At 48.4% G+C, this 19756-nt stretch carries 14 protein-coding genes; 9 read left to right on the forward strand and 5 right to left on the reverse strand.

Annotation, left to right across the window (positions count from 1 at the left end; all coding sequences use genetic code 11):
- Positions 1-95 precede the first annotated feature (95 nt).
- The 3 genes from MEALZ_RS04055 (at position 96) to tusC (ending at position 2126) form a co-directional block, all read left to right on the forward strand.
- Entirely contained in the window at positions 96-929 is an 834-nt protein-coding gene (locus MEALZ_RS04055; RefSeq protein WP_162472915.1) for a hypothetical protein, read from the forward strand.
- Between the two features lie 444 nt (positions 930-1373).
- A complete protein-coding gene (tusD, locus tag MEALZ_RS04060; protein ID WP_014147335.1) occupies positions 1374-1763 on the forward strand; it encodes a sulfurtransferase complex subunit TusD in 390 nt (129 codons plus the stop codon).
- 3 nt (positions 1764-1766) lie between these two features.
- Entirely contained in the window at positions 1767-2126 is a 360-nt protein-coding gene (gene tusC, locus MEALZ_RS04065; RefSeq protein ID WP_014147336.1) for a sulfurtransferase complex subunit TusC, read from the forward strand.
- A gap of 139 nt (positions 2127-2265) precedes the next feature.
- On the opposite strand, the gene ettA is transcribed toward tusC, so the two are convergent.
- The gene (gene ettA / locus MEALZ_RS04070) at positions 2266-3930 is read right to left on the reverse strand and encodes an energy-dependent translational throttle protein EttA (RefSeq protein ID WP_046060975.1); all 1665 of its coding nucleotides are present in this window, start codon (positions 3928-3930) and stop codon (positions 2266-2268) included.
- Between the two features lie 233 nt (positions 3931-4163).
- Positions 4164-4637 carry an SRPBCC family protein gene (locus tag MEALZ_RS04075; protein WP_014147338.1) on the reverse strand — a complete coding sequence of 158 codons (474 nt, stop codon included), beginning with the start codon at positions 4635-4637 and terminating at the stop codon, positions 4164-4166.
- Between the two features lie 300 nt (positions 4638-4937).
- Here MEALZ_RS04075 and MEALZ_RS04080 point away from each other — a divergent pair, with 300 nt between their 5' ends.
- From MEALZ_RS04080 to fae, 5 genes are all read left to right on the forward strand, one after another.
- Entirely contained in the window at positions 4938-6257 is a 1320-nt protein-coding gene (locus tag MEALZ_RS04080) for a sensor histidine kinase (protein ID WP_014147339.1), read from the forward strand.
- Positions 6254-6904: a response regulator transcription factor gene (locus MEALZ_RS04085; RefSeq protein ID WP_014147340.1), complete on the forward strand. Its 651-nt coding sequence runs from the start codon at positions 6254-6256 to the stop codon at positions 6902-6904. The genes MEALZ_RS04080 and MEALZ_RS04085 overlap by 4 nt, the downstream gene beginning before the upstream one ends.
- A gap of 873 nt (positions 6905-7777) precedes the next feature.
- Positions 7778-8452 carry a transaldolase family protein gene (locus tag MEALZ_RS04090; protein ID WP_014147343.1) on the forward strand — a complete coding sequence of 225 codons (675 nt, stop codon included), beginning with the start codon at positions 7778-7780 and terminating at the stop codon, positions 8450-8452.
- 611 nt (positions 8453-9063) lie between these two features.
- Positions 9064-9942 (forward strand): fructosamine kinase family protein, encoded by an 879-nt coding sequence (locus tag MEALZ_RS04095; protein WP_046061358.1) that lies wholly within the window; start codon positions 9064-9066, stop codon positions 9940-9942.
- A gap of 144 nt (positions 9943-10086) precedes the next feature.
- Positions 10087-10596, forward strand: coding sequence for a formaldehyde-activating enzyme (gene fae, locus MEALZ_RS04100; protein ID WP_014147345.1), 510 nt, complete (start codon positions 10087-10089; stop codon positions 10594-10596).
- 306 nt (positions 10597-10902) lie between these two features.
- On the opposite strand, the gene MEALZ_RS04105 is transcribed toward fae, so the two are convergent.
- Together MEALZ_RS04105 and MEALZ_RS04110 are read right to left on the reverse strand one after the other, a co-directional pair.
- A complete protein-coding gene (locus MEALZ_RS04105; RefSeq protein ID WP_223842348.1) occupies positions 10903-11427 on the reverse strand; it encodes a hypothetical protein in 525 nt (174 codons plus the stop codon).
- A 13-nt stretch (positions 11428-11440) separates the two neighbouring features.
- The gene (locus MEALZ_RS04110) at positions 11441-12067 is read right to left on the reverse strand and encodes a hypothetical protein (protein WP_014147347.1); all 627 of its coding nucleotides are present in this window, start codon (positions 12065-12067) and stop codon (positions 11441-11443) included.
- Between the two features lie 562 nt (positions 12068-12629).
- On the opposite strand from MEALZ_RS04110, the gene MEALZ_RS04115 reads away from it, so the two are divergent.
- Positions 12630-15470 (forward strand): UvrD-helicase domain-containing protein, encoded by a 2841-nt coding sequence (locus MEALZ_RS04115; protein WP_014147349.1) that lies wholly within the window; start codon positions 12630-12632, stop codon positions 15468-15470.
- Between the two features lie 726 nt (positions 15471-16196).
- Here the strand turns inward: MEALZ_RS04115 and MEALZ_RS20595 are convergent.
- A complete protein-coding gene (locus tag MEALZ_RS20595; protein ID WP_014147350.1) occupies positions 16197-19697 on the reverse strand; it encodes a DUF748 domain-containing protein in 3501 nt (1166 codons plus the stop codon).
- Between the last annotated feature and the right edge of the window lie 59 nt (positions 19698-19756).

Consider the following 19756-nt stretch of genomic DNA (forward strand, 5'->3'; position numbering starts at 1 on the left):
TTACATCAATTATTGGGATGCTTTTCGCTTTGATAGGCTTCACCACGCCCGTTTATGCGTGGGGGCCGGCCATACATGCCTATATAGGCAAAAGGATGGGTGAAAAGGGTATGCTGGGGGCCAATGTCGTGTATGGTCAGATGGCGGGGGATGTTTTCAATTTAATGTATGACACACCCATAGAGCAGATGCTACATCTTTATCATGTCACTCACGGATTGACCGAACAAGGGCTTGATACGGTTTTGCCGGTGCTCGACCTAGCCGAAACGAAACGCGAAAAAGCCGTTGCGTTGGGTTTTGTGGCTCATAACAATGTAAATGGTGCCGATGTTTATGCTCATGGCAATCCTTATAACGATCCGGAACGCTATGTTATCGCTAAGGCGCTTCAGTTAAGTGAAGTCTTGGCGTCCAGGTTGGCGCTTTTGGGGGGCGGGATTGCCGATGACATGTTGCTTGAGGTTTCGCATGTTTTTGTGGAATTCGCCGCCGATTTATTGATTCGTCAATACGATCGTGCGATCGGAGCTCGGATGATTGTAGCCGCTATTAGCCGGAATAGAGGGTTTCCGAATTTGTTGGTCAAGGCTTATGCCGAAAATTTTGCTGATTCTTTTGGATTTACGCATGATGAGGCGGCTTCGATTATCATTGCCGAGGAGGCTAAATTTCGAAGATTGGCAATCAGGTACGGCATGATAATGCAATACAGCAATCGTAAGGCTCAAACGGAATTAGCGGGGTTGTTGGCTGAAATTGCTCCGCGCTTGATGGAAGGTTACGGTTTAGACGTTCCTTCTGCCATGTTGTTGCCGATCATACAGTTTGGCATTGGGGAGGCCTTTGAGTTATGTAAGGATGATTTGTTACCCGAGGTCGAAAATACCATTGAGGCGATCAAGGCGATCGATTGGCATAACAGGTAATGGACATCAGGCAGCGTTTTACTCGCTTTCGCAAAAAAGACAGCGCTATCGGCAAAACCTGGACGGGGAGGGTTATTTATTATACCCATCGTAGATCAAAATTCGGCACCGGGTGTCCGTCAAAGGACGCCGTGAACCCAGCACCTAAATCCCATAGCCAATGGGCTATGGGATTAGGTGCTAGGTGAATACATCCATGTAGATCCATCACCTAGCGTTAGGTGAGGGGTCGGGCACCCCGGCGGCTCCTCAGGCAATGCTGAAATTTCAAGTGCGAAAGGTATAACCCGGTCTAAACGTTTTGATTGGCCTTGGCTACTTTCGAAACGTTTAGGACAGGACTGCAAGCCCCGCCCTGCCAAGAGTAACCGTATCCTCGGCAAGGCTCATAAACCCAGTACGTTATTTTTCGCGAAATCCTTAGGATTTGTTTTAAGACAAGATATGAAATTCGCCATTCAAATCAACAGTAGCCCGACGGAGTCAAGCAGTGCTTATCATGCTTACCGGTTTGTTTGCTCAGTATTGGACGAAGGGCACTCGGTATTTCGCATATTCTTTTATCATGAAGGAATTTATCATGCTTTCAATTATGCGATGCCTCCCGATGATGAACTTAATTTTCCGAAACTGTGGAGTGCTTTGGCAAAACAATATGCAATCGATCTGGTAGTTTGCATTTCCGCTGCGCAAAGGCGTGGATTGCTTCATGCCGACGAGGCTAGTCGAGTCGGCAAACAGGATGACGATTTAGCCGACGGTTTTCGGATTTCCGGTTTAGGGCAATGGGTCGAAGCAACTCTACAAGCGGACCGTTGCATCGTATTCGGGTAGTTTATGCATAAGAAATTTCTGTTTGTTTTGCGTAAACCTCCTTTCAATGGAGTTTCGATGCAGGAAACATTGGATAGCGTATTGACGATCGCGGCATTCGATCAAGCGGTTAGTTTGTTGTTGCTGGACGACGGCGTATTTCAACTGAAGAACGGACAGCAACCGGAGCGTTTCGGCATGAAGGATACTTCGGCTGTGTTCGGTGCGTTAGAAATTTACGATATTCACGATATCCGAGCCGAAGTTGAGTCGCTGCAGGAGCGCGGCTTGAAGCCTGGCGATTTATGCCTGCCGGTACGAGAGATCTATCGCAAAGAGCTTGCTGCGTACATGAAGCAATTCGATGTGATTCTTGCCGGCTAATATTATCATTTCAACGCAAGCTGTAATGCTTTAACCCGGCAGGTCGGGTTAGGCGAGGCCGTAACCCGACAATCGATGGGCAAAATGTCGGGTTACGCTAATCCTAACTCGACCTACGCTTCTATTTTCATCGAGTCAATTAAGTCAATTTTTTATATTTTATCCGGTGCGGATTGTCGGCATCGGTGCCTAAACGGCGATGGCGGTCGGCTTCGTAATCGGCGTAATTGCCTTCGAACCAGACTACTTGGCTGTCGCCTTCGAAGGCCAGCATGTGCGTCGCGATCCGGTCTAGGAACCACCGGTCATGCGAAATGACCACCGCGCAGCCGGGGAAGGTCAGGAGCGCTTCTTCAAGAGCCCGCAGGGTTTCGACGTCGAGATCGTTAGTCGGTTCGTCGAGCAGCAAGACGTTGCCGCCGCTTTTCAATAACTTGGCTAGGTGCACGCGGTTACGTTCGCCGCCGGACAAATCGCCGATGCGTTTTTGCTGGTCGCCGCCTTTGAAGTTGAAGCGGCCGACATAGGCGCGCGATGGCGTTTCGTATTTACCGACCGTGATGATGTCGAGACCGTCCGAAATTTCTTCCCAAACCGTTTTGTTCGGGTCTAGGTTGTCGCGCATTTGATCGACATAGGCCAGTTGTACGGTTTGACCGATTGTCACGGTGCCGGAGTCGGGCTTTTCAAATCCGGCCATCATGCGGAATAATGTTGTCTTACCGGCGCCGTTCGGTCCGATGATTCCGACGATGCCTCCCGGCGGTAGTTTGAAGCTCAAGTCGTTGATCAGTAATCTATCGTCGAAGCCCTTGTTGATGTTGTCGGCATGAATCACGATATCGCCGAGGCGAGGGCCGGGCGGAATATAAATTTCTTGGGTTTCGTTACGTTTTTGCGCTTCTTGCGAAGACAGTTCTTCAAAGCGCGCCAAGCGAGCCTTGCTTTTCGCATGGCGGCCTTTCGGGTTGGAACGTACCCATTCCAATTCCGCCTTCATCGATTTCATTCGGGACGTTTCCTGGCGTTCTTCCAGTTCCAGGCGTTTTTCTTTTTGTTCGAGCCAGCTCGAATAATTTCCTTCCCAAGGGATGCCTTGTCCGCGGTCCAGTTCCAGAATCCAACCGGCGACGTTGTCAAGGAAGTAACGGTCATGCGTGACCGCGACGACGGTGCCGGAGTAATCGTGCAGAAAGCGTTCGAGCCATGCGACCGATTCGGCATCCAAGTGGTTGGTCGGTTCGTCGAGCAGCAGCATGTCGGGGTTGGATAGTAAGAGTCGGCATAATGCGACGCGGCGTTTTTCACCGCCCGATAGTTTCGTGACATCCGCGTCCCAATCCGGCAGGCGTAGCGCATCGGCAGCGATTTCCAGCTTACGGTCTAGCTCCCAGGCGCCGGCTGCTTCGATTTTGTCTTGGAGTTCGGCTTGTTCGGCGAGTAGCGCGTCGAAGTCGGCGTCGGGGTCGGCGAAGGCGTTGCTGACTTCGTCGAACCGGGTCAGTATCGCTTTGATTTCCGCTACGGCTTCTTCGACGTTGCCGCGCACGGTTTTGTTAGGGTCGAGTTGCGGTTCTTGCGGTAAGTAACCGATATGAATGCCTTTTTGCGGGATCGCTTCGCCTTCGATATCTTTGTCGATTCCGGCCATGATGCGTAATAGCGTCGATTTGCCCGAACCGTTTAAGCCCAGTACCCCGATTTTGGCGCCGGGGAAGAAAGATAGCGAAATATCCTTTAGGATAAATTTTTTGGGCGGGACAATTTTGCCTACCCGGTTCATTGAATATATGTATTGAGCCATTTTGTGATGGATTTCCGGTGTGTGAGTGGGATGTAAGTATTCAGACCCTGCTGATCCCTCTCCTAGCGTTAGGTGTGGGATCGAACACCCCGGCGCCTCTTCTGGCATTGCCGAAATTTGAAGTGCGAAAGGTATAAATAATCTCCCCTAGCACCCTCTTTTTCAAAGAGGGTGGACTGAATACTTACGAAGGGACTGAACAATTACAATGGAATTGGTCGTTCCTTATTATTTCACGTTATCGATGAATTTTTAAGTGTCGTTAAATAGACTAATCCACGTTCGCCTTCCTTCATGACTTGTGCATGGTTCCATTCGAATATCGGCCGGCAAAGAAAGGCAAAGCGGTTCATCCACGGTTTGCAGGTTGCGACGTGCCAATCGAATTCGAGCCGTGTCGATTCGGCATTGCCCGAAACTCGGCAATGTCCCGAGCCGACTAAGTCGCCTTGAACCTTCACCGCGAGGTAGCGATGCTCAATGGCGCGCGTAACGGTCAATTCAATGACTAATCGGTAGGGCAGACGTGTTTTCCAATAAATACGCCGTTTATTATTGGGAATCTTCGATGCGCCGGACGAGATGTTTTCAACCGAATCGACATATCTCCACCAATCCGGCCAGGTTTCGGGGCGAATCAGGTAGAACCAGACCGTTTCGATTGGCGACGGAATAAGCCAGGTGGTGTTTAATGAAAAGTCGGGCATAATGACGCGCTCCGCGCAATTGGAGTTATACCCATCGTAGATGAAAATTCGGCCTTGGGGTGCCCGTCAAAGGACGCCGTAAACCCAGCACCTAAATTACCCGAAATAGTTAACCATAGCCAGTGGGCTATGGAATTTAGGTGCTGGGTGAATACATCCCTGTAGGTGCTATGCCGGTCCCCTCCTCAGGCGCTGCCGAAATTTGAAGTGCGAAAGGTATACTGAAAAAATGAATTTTTCCTATAGTGTAGCGGGTTATACGACTTGATAATGATATGTTTTAACCCAGTTTCGGCCAAGATGAGCTTACGTTTCCAACTAATTGTCAGAATTTTGTTTTTATTCGTCTGTATATTGATACTAGGCGGTTCGATCGCGATTTGGCGGGCTCGGGAGGCGGTCACTGAAGAGGTCGGCTCTTCTCTAAACCTGGCATTGCAATTGGTTAAATTCGGATTTTCGAAACCGGCCTCCGCAACCATGAAGGAGTCGGATTGGATTTATTGGCTTAGCGCCTTACGAGAAACACGCCATTTGGATATTCGCGTCCAGCAACCGACCGGTGAAACGATTCAAGTGACCCGTTCGCTGCAAAGTGAAGACCAGCCCGACATGCCTCCGGGTTGGTTTGTAAGTTTGGTTACCGCAGATTATGCCGAAACGCACTATCCGATCGTGATGGCCGACGGCAAGGCATTGATGTTAATTATTCAGCCGAATCCGATGGATGAGACTGTCGAGGTTTGGCATGAAACGGTCGCTTTTTTTATTACGCTGTGCTTATTGATTATATTGATTTTTTTGGCGGTACACCAAACGTTGCATAAAACTCTGCGATTTATCGATACGATTGTCGACGGTCTCAGGCGTATCGAAAACGGACAATATCGGGATGTGTTGCCGAGGTTTTCGATTCAGGAATACGATAGTATCGCCGGGGCGATTAATCATATGGCCGGCGTGCTCGATAAGACTCGTGAGGAAAATCGTGCCTTAACCAAGCATTCGTTGAAAATTCAGGAAGAGGAGCGCCGGCGTTTATCGCAGGAATTACATGACGAATTGGGTCAATCGTTGACGGCAATCAAGGTCATGGCGGTCACTGCTGCGCATGAAAAAGCCGATACCCGTCAAATTACAGAGTCGATAAGCCATATCTGCGATCATTTAATGGCTATCGTACGCTCGATGATGCATCAATTGCATCCATTGATTTTGACCGAATTAGGCTTGAAAGCCACGCTCGAAGATATGGTCAATCATTGGTCGGAAAGAAACCCTTGGCTGAATTTGACGATCGAGTGTCCGGACGAGTTGGATTCGCTTGATCAAAATGTTGCGATACAAATATTTCGTGTCATTCAGGAATGTTTGACCAACACAATCCGCCACGCCGAGGCCAAACACGTTAAAATAGTGCTGGAAATTTTAGGCGAAAATCGTGATTGTTTGCATCTAGAGGTGGCCGATGACGGGCGCGGTTGCGATATCAATCGGATATCGTCGGGATTCGGGCTCAGAGGCATTCAAGAAAGGATTAAGTCGCTCGACGGCGAGCTGACCGTCCGCTCGCAACCCGGTCAGGGCATGGCAGTTAGCGCAACGATACCTATCCTATGAAAAGCAAAATCAAAATCAAAATTATTTTAGTCGATGATCATGCGGTTGTGCGTGCGGGGTTTCGAATGTTGCTCGGGACGCATGATATGATTGAAATTGTTGCCGAGGCCGATCGAGGGGAGCAGGCGATTCAATTGATGCAGGAACATGCTGTCGATGTCGCCGTGATGGATCTATCGATGCCGGGCTTAGGCGGGCTGGAGACGATACGGCGTATTTGTCAGCGCGACAGTAAGGCTAAGATTTTGGTGTTTAGCGTGCACGATGAACAGGTCTACGTTAATCGTGCCATTGCGGCCGGAGCCAAAGGCTATATCAGTAAAAACAGCGCGGCGGCCAATCTTGCGATGGCAATAGAGCATATCGCCAATGGCGAAATTTACATCGAAGATGGGCTGCTCAAGGATCAAACCGGAAAGTCGGATGTGATGGATTACCATGCAATTATAGAGGCGTTTTCGGCCCGGGAATTCGATGTATTCCGTTTACTTGCGAAAGGCATGACGGTACACAAAGTTGCCGAAGAGCTTTGTTTGGGCTACAAAACGGTCGCCAATTACGGCACGCAAATTAGAAATAAGCTCAAAGTTTCGACGCTGGCGGAACTGGCGCACATCGCGGTGATTTTGGGCTTGATGAAAAATTGAGCGGTTTGAGTTCCGTCGTTTCCACCGAGAAATCATAAAAAATTTATTCACCATGAAGGAAATGAAGAAAAGACTAGAGACTCAACAATCTAATTCTTTTCGCCGTGGCATGTAGCTGAATACTCCTTAGCAATACGGGATTTGCAATCCATACGGATTAAGCTAAGGATTTTGTTAAAATTAACTTACTGATTTAATTAATATTCTTGTGAGAGTGAATTCATTCGCTTGGGCAATTAAAATTGCCTCTAGATTGAATTTAGGGCGTTTCGAGGGCTTCGACATAAGCCGAGAATACCAAGTTACCGTTACACTAAGGAACGAGCATGAAATAACTTAGACAACTGTTGGGGGAGGGGCTCGATTGACAGGTGCCGGCGGCAGGGATAGCCGCCGTCAAGCCTACAGGGACGTATTCACGGAGTCCTGTCAAGCGAGTCACCAAACCGCCATAAAGCCTACTACTTGTATAAGTTACTTTGTGCATATTCCTAAAGGCATATCGAGGTCACAAAGACTAAAATATGCTGTTACTCAAGCTCCAGCTTGGGCAATCTGTTTAGGAAGCTTTAGCTTCCTGTCAACCCAGGAAGATTGAACGAGCGAGTCGGGGTTGATTGAGAATGTGCGGAGGTTGTGTTGGTCATAGGAAGCTGGAGCTTCCAGAGTGTCTTTTCCAAACTGGAGCTTGGGAAAGAGCGTGATGCGGGTTGGACGTTTTAAGCTTGATGCGCATGAGTTTGCAACCTCGTCCCGCAGAGTCTATTCAAAAGCTTGCCATCCCTGGCATTTCCTTAAGTATCGCCGAAATTAGAAGTGCGAAAGGTATAACGACTGCCGAGCAGTCATTTTTTCAAACCGATTTTTAAATTTATGTTCGAACTCTATCTCGATAGCGCCGATATCGCGCAAATCGCCCGCTTTCATGACTGCTTGCCGGTCAAAGGCGTGACGACTAATCCATCCATCCTGGCCAAGTCCGGGGTCGGTTTGAATCAATTATTATTGAATTTGGCCGAATTGATCGGTCCCGAAGCTCGCTATCATGTCCAGGTCGTCAGTTCGACCGTCGACGGCATGGTCGAGGAAGCGAAACGCCTACAGGATTTGCCGTACGATATTGTCGTGAAAGTGCCGGCCAATGAAACCGGTTTAGCGGCAATCAAAAAAATCAAAGCCGATGAGATAGCGGTTCTGGCCACGGCAATCTATAGCGTTCAGCAAGGCTTTTTAGCGGCCTTGTGCGGAGCCGATTATCTGGCGCCCTATGTCAATAGAATCGATGCGATGGGCGAAAATGGGCCGCAAGTGGTTGCCGATTTACAAAATTTGCTCGATCGCCAAAAATTGCCGTGTAAATTGTTGCCGGCCAGTTTCAAGAACACTCGGCAAGTACTCGATGTGTTGAGTGCGGGAGTGAGCGCTATTACTCTGCCGATCGAGATTGCCGAACAAATGCTGGGGCATCCGGCGGTGAATCCCGCGGTCGCGCAATTCGATTTGGATTGGTGCAATGTGTTTGGTAATCAGTTGTCGTTTGAAAGTTGACTCATGAATCCGGCGTTATGCGCGTAAGCTCCTCTATTTTATTTTCTTTTTTCTTGGGAGAGCGGGGTTTGTAATTTATATGCACCGAGCAAAAAATCGCCAAACCGCTTCCGCTAGTGGGTAGGCTGGAGGATAACCACCAGCCCCCCGTTGCCGGAAGTGCCGTAGGATGGGTAGTAGCGAAGCGGAAACCCATCGCTTTGTTTGAGTGCAGGTACGGTTGTGATAACGCCACCATTAACCAAACCCGCGATTTGTTACAATGGCTCTCATGATGTTCCATGATGGGTTTCGCTCCGCTCTACCCATCTTACATTAACTGTCTATCAACCTAAAAAGAGTAGTTTGAGGCTTCACCAGGCCGGTGAACGTGTTGTAGACCCTTCATGCTTCGACTTTACTCAGCACGAACGGTCTACAACACATGCCAACTGCTCTTTTTAGGATCAAACTTTTGACGCCGTAGAATTGGTTAAATAACTCGTGTTTTAAAAGCTTGCCATCCCCGGTGGAATAAAGGGTTCCGTGGGAATCCATACCTTGGCTGCCAAGGCAAGCAGTTCTATTTTTAAACTTTCGCGATTCATTAAACCGGAGGTGCGACAATGACGATGAATTGGCAAGCAATCGCCGAGCAAATCGAACAGGCGACTGGGCGGCCTTTTTCGGTAACGGAAGCCCGTCCGGTCGGCGGCGGCGATATCAATGAAGCTTATCGGTTGCGTGATGACGAACGAACTTATTTCGTAAAACTGAACCGTCCGGCTTCGGTCGATATGTTCGAGGCCGAAGCCGAAGGCTTAAAAGAAATAGCCGGCACTCGGACGATAAGGGTGCCCGAACCGGTTGTGTGCGGGCAAACCGATCAGCGGTCGTTTCTGGTTTTAGAGCATATCGAGTTCGCTTCTTCGAATTCTCGTTCCGAGCGCCAATTAGGGCAGCAGTTGGCGTTGCTGCATAGTGCTGAGCAGCCTTATTTCGGATGGCATCGAGACAATACCATCGGCAGCACGCCGCAACCGAACGGCCGTTACAACGATTGGCCGGGTTTCTGGCGCGAGCAGCGATTGGGCTTTCAGTTACGACTGGCTGCGCAAAACGGTTATCGAGGCCGGTTGCAAAGCCAAGGCGAGCGGTTATTGGCGGATATGGATGCCTTGTTCGACAATTACCGACCTAGGCCATCTTTGTTACATGGCGATTTATGGGGCGGCAATGCCGCTGTTGCAGCCGGCGGGGCGCCGGTAATTTTCGATCCTGCCTGTTATTATGGGGACAGCGAAGCAGACTTGGCGATGACCGAGCTTTTCGGCGGCTTTAGCCGGGATTTTTATGCGGCTTATCACGAGGTCTTGCCGGAAGACCCGGGTTATAGGGTTCGAAAGACTTTTTATAATCTTTATCATATTTTGAATCATCTTAATTTATTCGGTTCGGGTTACTTGAGCCGGGCCGAAGCGATGACCGAGCAAATGTTGGCTGAAGTTTAGGTTGATTGTCTCTGAAAATTCCATGAAAGGTCTCTGAAAGGAATCGGCATTACAATGCCTCACGACTTAAGCGGAATGTGCCGTATTAGGTTTCAGTTTAATTTTCAAACTCTGTTCATCTTTATTTTTAAGGAGTCAACAAGCATGGCAAAAATCAGTAATTTACGCGTAGGCGAATCATTGGTAGGCGACGGCAACGAAGTCGCACACATCGATCTGATTATCGGCCCACGCGGTTCGGCTGCCGAAACCGCTTTCGCAAATTGCCTGACCAACAACAAAGACGGTTTCTCCAGCTTGCTGGCTGTTGTTGCCCCTAACTTGATGGTAAAACCTGCGACCGTAATGTTTAATAAGGTCACGATCAAAGGTTCCAAGCAAGCCGTCCAAATGTTCGGACCCGCTCAGCGCGGCGTGGCGATGGCGGTTGCCGATTCGGTCGAAAGCGGCATTATCCCTGCCGACGAAGCCGACAATCTGTTTATTTCGGTAGGTGTTTTCATCCACTGGATGGCTGAAGACGACGCCAAAATTCAACAATACAACTACGAAGCGACTAAAGAAGCTATCGAGCGTGCCGTTGCCGGTTCTCCAACAGCTCAGGAAGTTGTTACCGGGAAAGCGACTGCTACGCATCCATTTGCGGCAAATTAAGGAAAAAGTTGACCGTTTCCGGCCGGGATGGCCGGACAAATCGGCAGGATAGCCGGTTTGCATTGACTCGAAGGATAATGTGAAGGAGCCACATAGTAAGATTCGATGCCATGGATGGCTCCCCCTCTCTTAATCTACTGCCATTAAGTTAAACCGTCACAGAATAAGTAATGCCGGCATTCGGGCTCGAATGTGCTTCAAGAGGCTGCCATCCATGGCGGAATGACGGAGTCTCTTTAACTAAATTGCAGTATTCTCACAATCCAAACGATAAAAGACGAGATCTGTCCGGTATTCGGTTAAGTTTTAGTGTTTCGGTAATGTAATCCCGCCTTCCTCGACGATTAGCGCTTTTATCAACATGTCGCTGGCCGACGGGTATTTTTCGTAAATGTCTCCGATCGTTTTGTAGTATGCAATCGTATCGAATGGTTGCTTGGCCTGCTGTTCGGTGATGTCAGCCAGTATGGCGCCGAATTCCGGCGTTGTGGTCACGACGCGCAAGCCTTTTATGATACTCGTGGCCGAATCGATCAATACCAGATTGAACGGCAGATAGCCGGGACCGGTTGCGACAGTTTCATCGCCGGCTAAATGAATCGTGAAGGCTAGGTCCGACCATTCCAGAAAATTATCGATCTTAAACAAAAAAAATAGCGCATCGTTCTCGGTAAACAGGCCGAATGAACACGAGCCATTCAAAAAGGCATCGATTTGTTGCCGATTCAGCGAAAAATTAAAGGTCAGCATTGGGGTTCCGTTGACCAGAATTACGCTCATGCCTTCGTCGGGCAAATTGTGATCGAATCGTTCGCCTACCGTTAATTTCATAATATCCGACATATCAGGATTTCCGCGAATGCGTGTAGAGGTTATTGAATAGGCGGATTGCAACCAAAATCAGCTCTTGCGTGATTTGTGTGGCAGGCACCCGGCTTGGATTTTCCGAGGCATAATCATCGACCGCTGCGTTCATAAATGCAATGAGTCCGGATTGCGGGGTTTCATCGTGTGTTCTTGAAATCATTCTTTCTTGCAACGAGTTCCGGATTTTATCGTCCATGTCTTGATTTTTCTTCACGGCTTGCAATTCGGTATCGAGTAGCATCGCTTGTTTTTGAAGCCAATCGATATCAAGTTCGTTTTGTGCGGGCAGGGGGCCGAAGGCTTTTTGAAATACGCAGAGCAAGTCGAAGCACAAATCCATGAACAAATGCGCCATGTCTTGGTTCTGCTCGGCAATGATGCCGGGAAAAATACCGAACAGCATCTGCGCGAGCATCGTCTGGTCGTTTTGGAAGTCGGCCATGATTTTTCTGCCGGTTGTTTCGTCGATGCTTTTGGCGTATTCGAGGGCTTGATAAAGCTCTCGGTCTGTCAGTGCTTGCATGATTTTTTCCGATAATGAAGTTTGTTGCGGAATGATATCATTTTGATGCGAGGCAATAAAAATGCGTAGAGTTCTAGGCATTTATTCGGCGCCAAATCTTTACTTAGGATTTCGTGACAGATAACGTTCCGGAACTATGAGCTTTGTAGCACGTAGCTCTGATTGCGCTGCGCTCCATCCGGGCTACGCTGTTTAAACTCACCGGAAGCGGTCGGTAGCGATTTAGCAGCGGGGGTCTGCATTTGGCTTGATCCTAAATTAGGCAGTCAGTCCACGAAAATTACGAAATACACGAAAATAATCATTCGGTTACATAAATATCTTGAATCATGCATTGGGTAAGTAACTTGCAAAGTATAGCTAATTAGATATTTTCATGGACAAAATGCTTTTTATAGCTTGATGCGTATAGGTTGCAAATCACGTCCTGTCAAGGGGCTTGTCGTAGTCTTAGAGTTAAACACAAATACGTTACAATATCCGAGAAAGGCACGAAAACAAGCATCAAGCACAATTGTCGTGCTTCGCCGTACCCGGCAAAACTTAGTTTTGTTGGCATCGATTGTTATAGTGAAAGCTACGCGTATTCTCGGATAGCGATCGAAACTTACATCAAAAACTTTTCTTATCAAAATGGCGCATCATGCAAGTCTTGCTTTATAACGAACTGAATCCGAAAAAGATACCCGGCTTTACCAAGTTGAAAAACTATCTCGAAGCCGGCGATTTCAAGTCGGCCGACGTCAAAAAGGTCGGCGATAATTTGTTTCGCGCTCGTCTCAATCGTAGCGATCGGCTGCTGTTTTCGATTTATCGCCATCAAGGCCAAGCCTATGCGTTGATGTTGGAATTGATCAAGGGCCATGCCTATGAAGATTCGCGGTTTTTACGTCATGGAGCAACGGTCGACGAAGATAAAATTCCGGTGCTGAACGCCCCTGACGAAAACGTCGGGCAAGACTTGGTTTATCTGAATACGGGGCATCAGTCCTTTAATCTGCTTGATAAAATTATTTCCTTCGACGATAGCCAGCAATCGATTTATGCACTGAATCCGCCGCTGATCGTGATCGGCTCGGCCGGTAGCGGCAAAACCGCATTGACGCTGGAAAAGATGAAGCAGGCGGTCGGCGATGTCCTTTATGTTACGCAATCGGCCTATTTGGTCAAAAATTCCCGCGATCTTTATTACTCGCATCATTACCGGAATGACGATCAACAGGTCGATTTTCTGTCGTTTCAGGAATTTCTCGAAAGCATCAAGGTGCCGGAAGGTAAGCCGGTTACGTTTCAACATTTCCAACAATGGTTCGGCCGTCATCGGCAAGGCGGCCAATTCAAAGATGCGCATAAGCTGTTCGAGGAATTTCGAGGCGTCATCACGGGGCCGGCCACCGATAAAAGCTGGCTTAGCCGCGAGGATTATCTGGCGTTGGGGGTCAAGGAATCGATTTTTCTGGCCGAGGAGCGCGAAGCGGTTTACGGCATCTTCGAGAAATATCTGGAATTTTTACGCGAAAATCGGCTTTACGACAGCAATGTCGTCAGTCACGATTATCTGAAGATCAGCGAGCCGCGTTACGATTTCGTCGTCGTCGACGAGGTTCAGGACCTGACCAATATCCAGCTCTATCTGATCATGAAGTCGTTGCGGCAGACGCAGGATTTTATCTTGTGCGGCGATTCCAACCAGATCGTGCATCCGAATTTCTTTTCCTGGTCCAAGGTCAAGACTCTGTTTTACAAGCAAGAAGACTTGCAGGGTTCCGAAGACCTGATCCGAATTCTCAATACCAACTACCGCAATTCGCCGCAAGTCACCGATATCGCGAACCGGATTTTGAAGATCAAAAACCGCCGCTTCGGGTCGATCGACAAAGAAAGCCATTACTTGGTCGAAAGCAACGGACATACCCAGGGCGAAGTGCTGTTTTTACAAGATAACGACAAAATCAAACAGGAATTGGATAAAAAAACCAAGGCTTCGACGCTGTTCGCCGTGATCGTAATGACCGCCGAACAAAAACCGATGGCCCGCGAACATTTCAGCACGCCGCTGGTGTTCACGATTCAAGAAGCCAAAGGACTGGAATATGAAAACATCATTCTCTACAACTTCTTGAGCCAGGAGGAGTCGCGCTACCGCGAAATCAGCAAGGGCGTCAGTCAGGCCGATTTGGAATTGGAGCTCAAATATGCGCGAGGTAAGGACAAAACCGACAAGTCTCTGGAAGTCTACAAGTTTTATATCAACGCCTTGTATGTCGCGCTGACCCGGGCGATCAAGAATCTGTATTGGATAGAAAGTAATCCGAAACAGCCTTTGCTCGACTTAGTGGGGCTGCGCGATGCCAGGGATTCGTTGGAGTTAGCAAATCAAAATTCGAGTCTCGACGATTGGCGGCAAGAAGCGCATAAACTCGAATTGCAAGGCAAGCAGGAGCAGGCGGATCGCATACGTAGCGAGATTCTGAAGCAAAAAACGCCGAATTGGCAGGTGATTGCCGGTGAAAATCTGGAAAACCTGAAGCAACAAGCGCTCGTCGACAACAATAAGAAAGCCAAAATGGCGCTTTTCGAATACGCCTTGGTTTATGAAGATCGTAACCTGATCAACCAATTGATCAAAGGCGATTTCAGACCCGCGCATAATGTGGAAAAGGGCCTGCAGATGCTGCAACAAAATCATTACATGGCCTATACCTTCAAGAAACCCGATGCGGTGTTGAAGCAGGTAGATTTGTACGGCCCCAATTTTCGCAATGTTTTCAACCAAACGCCGCTGATGGTTTCCGCATGGACCGGAAATGTCGAGGCGGTCAAGGCGCTGTGCCAATTGGGCGCCGATACCGAAAAGGTCGATGGCAACGGCCTGAATGCCTTTCAAATCGCTTTGGGCCAGAGCGAGCGTGACGATTCTTATGCCAAAAAGAAATTGGTCGAGATCTACGAACAATTGGAGCCTTCCAGTATGAGCATTCAGGTCGACGGACGCCTGATCAAGCTGGATCAGCATTTGATGGAGTTTTTTCTGTTGAATCTGATGATCGCGCTGTTTTACCGGGTCATGACCAATAAAATGCAATATCGGCTCGACGGCTTCGCGACGCAGGATATACTCAATGCGATACAACACATTCCAAGCGCTATCTTGCCCGATCGGCGAAAGAAGCGCGCTTATTTGAGCAGCATTTTGTCGAAGAACGAGATCAACCGGGACGACAAATACAATCGAAAATTGTTTTACCGGGTCAGGACCGGCCACTATATTTTCAATCCGAATCTGGCGCTCAAGGTGGAAGGCGAGTGGGTCAATATATACGATTTATTGCTCTTGGATCGGCTCGCGCCGGTTTATATACAAGAGGACGATGATTGGTCAATCCGAATCGCCGAATATAGACGCAATACCGTGAAAAAAAATAAAGCCGAGTTGAGATCGTTACTGGCGAAGATGAGAGGAGATGTAGGGGGCGATAGGTAGCAAAGCGGGCTGTCGAAAAAAGCCATTTTTAGCGAATTGCTGTATTCCCGCTTTTTGAATTGAAATATACCCCTCGTAGATCAAAATTAGGCATCGGGGTGCCCGTCAAAGGACGCCGTGAACCTAGTACCTAGATCCAGTGCCTAAATTCCATAGGTTTTTGGCAATGATTCAAAATCATGGCTTATTTAGGTGCTGGGTAAATACATCCGTGTAGGCTCTATGCCAGCTCCATGCGAGCACCCCGGCGCCTCCTAAGACACTACCGAAATTTGAAGTGCGAAAGGTATATTTTTGAAATTGTTGGTGTTCATAGGCTATTAAGTGCCAAGCGTAGGGTGCGCATCGCGCACCTGGGTCGGGACCTCTTGTCGGTTAGGCGCCGTGGAAAGGTGCGCGATGCGCACCCTACGGCACTGGCGGAATGACGCGGTTTTTCCCTCCTGCGGGACATAAGTATCTACACATCTTTATCTTTTAAAATCATGCTGTTATAAAGTTTCTTCTGGTTTTTTATGAAGATAGGGACTAAAAATTGGAGTTTTTAGGCTACTTTTTTATCCTAGATTACAGAAAAATTAACTTAACTAATTGTTTTATAAAGCTGAAAACTTGTGTAGATACCTATGCCTGCGGGACGGATTATTTAACCCGTTCCCAACGTTTCGACTTGCTTCGGCTACACTTGAAACGTTTCCTCTGCGGAACGGGTTGTTTTTCGTTCGTTTACCGCGTGCCCAGACTCAAGGTCGCCGAGATGCCCGGCTCTTTCCTAACCGGATTCAGTTCTGTCGCGAGCAGGAATATTCGGTTTCCGGGGATGCCGCCTTCGGCGATCAGGTAATTTTGTATTGCTCCGGCTCGGCGTACTGCTAAGTCGTTTAGTCGTTGTTGATCGGGCTCCAAGGCCGCCTCGAGCGTTTTCCGAGCGATCTCATAAAAGTCGCCTTGTTCAGGGTTTTTCAATCTCGGTCTGCCGAAGAATGTGTAGTCGGCCAACATCGGAAATTTTTCGATGAAGAGTTGCGCCAGCAAACGCTGCTCTTCATCTTCGGATAGCGTGACATATTCCGCGCGAATTCTTCTACCTTCCGCTCTGAGTTCTTTTGCTCTCATCGATTTCAGTTGATCATTCAGCGCTTCCGAGCGCAACGCCGGCCAGTCCAAAGCCTCGAAAGCGGCGCCTTTGATTTCCAATCTGAGGGCCAGTCTGTCTTTCAATGCCTTAGCCAATGCGTCGAGCTTGGCTTTTTCGGCCTCTGTGATTTTGGTGCTGCCCGGTTCGAAAGTGATGGCGCTTAAATCCTGTTCCGCGTCGAACATCGATGCGATGGCTCTGAAAGGCGAGGTGGCGATATTTCTTATTAGGTTGCCGAGCGCTCTCATCACCAACGAGCTGACGCTGAATTCCGGATCGTCGAGACTTCCGGTAATGGGTAAGTCGAGATTGATTTGTCCTTTGGAGTCTTTCAGTAATGCAATCGCTAAATTTAACGGTAGCGATATCGCATCGGGGTTTTCGACTCTTTCGCCGAGCGTGAATTGATCGATGAACAGATTATTTTGTGCGTTGAGTTTGCCTTGGTCGATTGTGTATTTGAGATCCAGCGACATTTGGCCTCGTTCGATTTTATAACCGGCAAATTGAGCCATGTAAGGCGTGATCAGCGGCAATGGCATGTCCTTGAAGTTGAGTTCGATCGCTGAATCGCCGCTGTCTATTTGATAATTGCCGGCAATGCTGACATCGGCTAAATTATAAACCTTGCCTTGCAGTGACAACTCGGCGGTAGCGCCGGGCTCGGACGAAATGCCGGACAAGACGCCGTCAAGATTATTCATTTGCGTGACGAAGGGCAGTATCAGCGAGTAGTCGGCGAAGTCGGACAAGCCTCTTCTGACCTCGATTCGTCCGACATGATAGTGAATGGGTTTAGCAGGTTCGGCTTCTGTCTTCTCGGTTTCCGGCGTTTCGGTCGCTATGACGATATCGCTAAAGTTCGTCGTTCCGTCTTTTTTGATCAATACGCGGATATAAGGCCGGTCGAAGCGGATGTCTTCAAAAATGAACCGGTTAGCCGCTAGGTCGATCGAAATACTGCCGAGGTCAAGTTTGCGCCATTTGACGAAGTCCCGGCGTTGGACTTGATCTCGGGTTAACAGCCTGTCGATATGAGCATCGCCACGAAATTTCAAGTCCAGCTCGTCCTGTTCATCGATTGCCAATAAAGCTTGACCTTGAGCGGAAAAATCGCCTTCTATGAGATCCAAACGAACATGACTTTCCAAGTAGGGTTGGAAAGTTTTTAGCGCGATCGCATCGACTTTGAGTTCGAGGTCGGCCGATAGCGGGGTAGGGGCTAATCGACCTTCGATGTTGATCGAGCCGGTTTCATTGACGTTCGTGTGTAAACGAACCGGTGATTTTTGATTGATTTGATCCGTTAGGTGCTCGATGCCGACGGTAAGTTCGGACAAGGTGATCGGAACCGGTGTTTTTTGAGTTTTATCGGTAAACGCTATTTGATAGCCGTCGATAGTGAACGAGTCGAGCACGAATTGCCAGGGTTTACTATCGGGTGTCGGTAGCGGATCGGTTTTTTCGGTGCTTTCGTCACCGAATAGAGCTAGATAGTTGAATTGACCGTCCGGGTTGAGCCAGGCTTTCAGCTTTGCGTCTTTCGATGTCAGCGACGCGATATGGATGCGTTGTTTAGCGGTATCAGCCTTGATGCCGCTAGCTGCTATTGCCGGAATGTTGATGAGTTCGGTATCTTGCCCGTTAGCCCCGAATTGGAGTTTGTTAAGATCTATTTTCCCTTTTTCGATTTGAACAGCCATGTCAGGAGCTATCGTTACATCGGCTGCAATCGTTAAACGGCTCAATTCGGCTTCGAGCAGTTCGGTATGCGGCTTGAAAGCCATTTTTAGTTTGTTTAGATCGAATCGGCTTTGCTCTATGTTCAGTTTGAGACCTTGTTCGTTGCTTTCGGCTGTATAGACGGCATCGAAAGTCATGTTATGCGCCGATAGTTCTGGGATGTCGGCGGAAGGCTTGGAGGGTTTCAGGTTGAATGTTTCGAGTGCCAGTTTAGCGGTATCGGTGTTGACTTTTAATTCGCCATTGGCCGTTGTCAGAGTGAAGTCGGTGCCTAATTCGACGGATTTAACGCTAATATCGGCTCTTTGTCCCGGTTCCGTGGGGATATTTAGGCTGAGATTATCGACGCTGAGCTGGTTCGGTGTCGTAGTCTTGAGCGTTATCTCGTCATTGGACATCGTTAGCTCATAATTAGCATCGAACTTGAGTGATTTAGCCTCGATATTGGAGCTTTGGCCGGGTTCTGCTGCGATTTTGAGTTTGAGATTATCGGCGCCGAACCGGATGGGTTTGATTGCCGCGGTTATACCGTTTTCTTCGGTATTCAACGTATAGTCGACCGAAAGATTCAGTTCGCCGTCGTCGACTTTGATATCGCCAATTTCCTGTAAAAAAAGCTGTCCGATTCGAGTTAATCCGACTTTTTCCAATTTAATCGAGCCTTGCGATTGAAGGGGTTTGAGTGTGATCGAGCCTTGCCAATCGAGCGTAGTACTCGAGTCCGAAATAAAAGAAAATTGCAGCGGGGCAGGTTCGGAATCGACCGAATTTAGTTCGCTCAGCGATAGGTTAATTGAGCCGAAAGTTTCTTTTTTCGGTTCGGCCTGTTGAAGATCGTCCCAAAGGACAGATCCTTCCAAAACGGCTAGGCCGCGGAGTCGGAACGCAAATATTCCGGTATCTTCTTCGATAGGTTGTGCTTCCGGGTCCGCTTCGGTCAAATCGGCGAAATTAAATATGCCTTCAGAGTCTTTAGCGAATCTGACGAAGGGTTCGATCAAGGTAATTTTCTCGATGATAGGCTTAAAATGCGTAATTGAATCGAAGCCAGCGATATCGATATAAAGGTCTTTGAATGACGCGAATGTTTGTCCGTCGGTTTCTTTTAAGTCGAAGCCCTGAATAGCCATTTCCAATGTGAATGGATTGATCGCGAGTTTCTCTACGGCGGATTCGCGGCCGGTTTCCTGATAGATGATTTTAGGGAGTTGATTTTTCAGAACGGCCGACACGATCCAAAAGCCGGCGAGGGCATACAATGCAAGTAAAATCGATAGAATCGCGGCGGGTTTGATTAGGTGTCGTAATCCATTGTGCATCCGTTCGAATAAGTCAGCGGTATTCATTCGGCCTCCGCGTCGCCATGAAAAATTTAGTGGTTGTCGTTATTTTATACCTCAAAAGA

Origin of the sequence: Methylotuvimicrobium alcaliphilum 20Z, assembly GCF_000968535.2 — a bacterium.
In the GTDB taxonomy this organism is placed as follows: Bacteria; Pseudomonadota; Gammaproteobacteria; order Methylococcales; family Methylomonadaceae; genus Methylotuvimicrobium; species Methylotuvimicrobium alcaliphilum.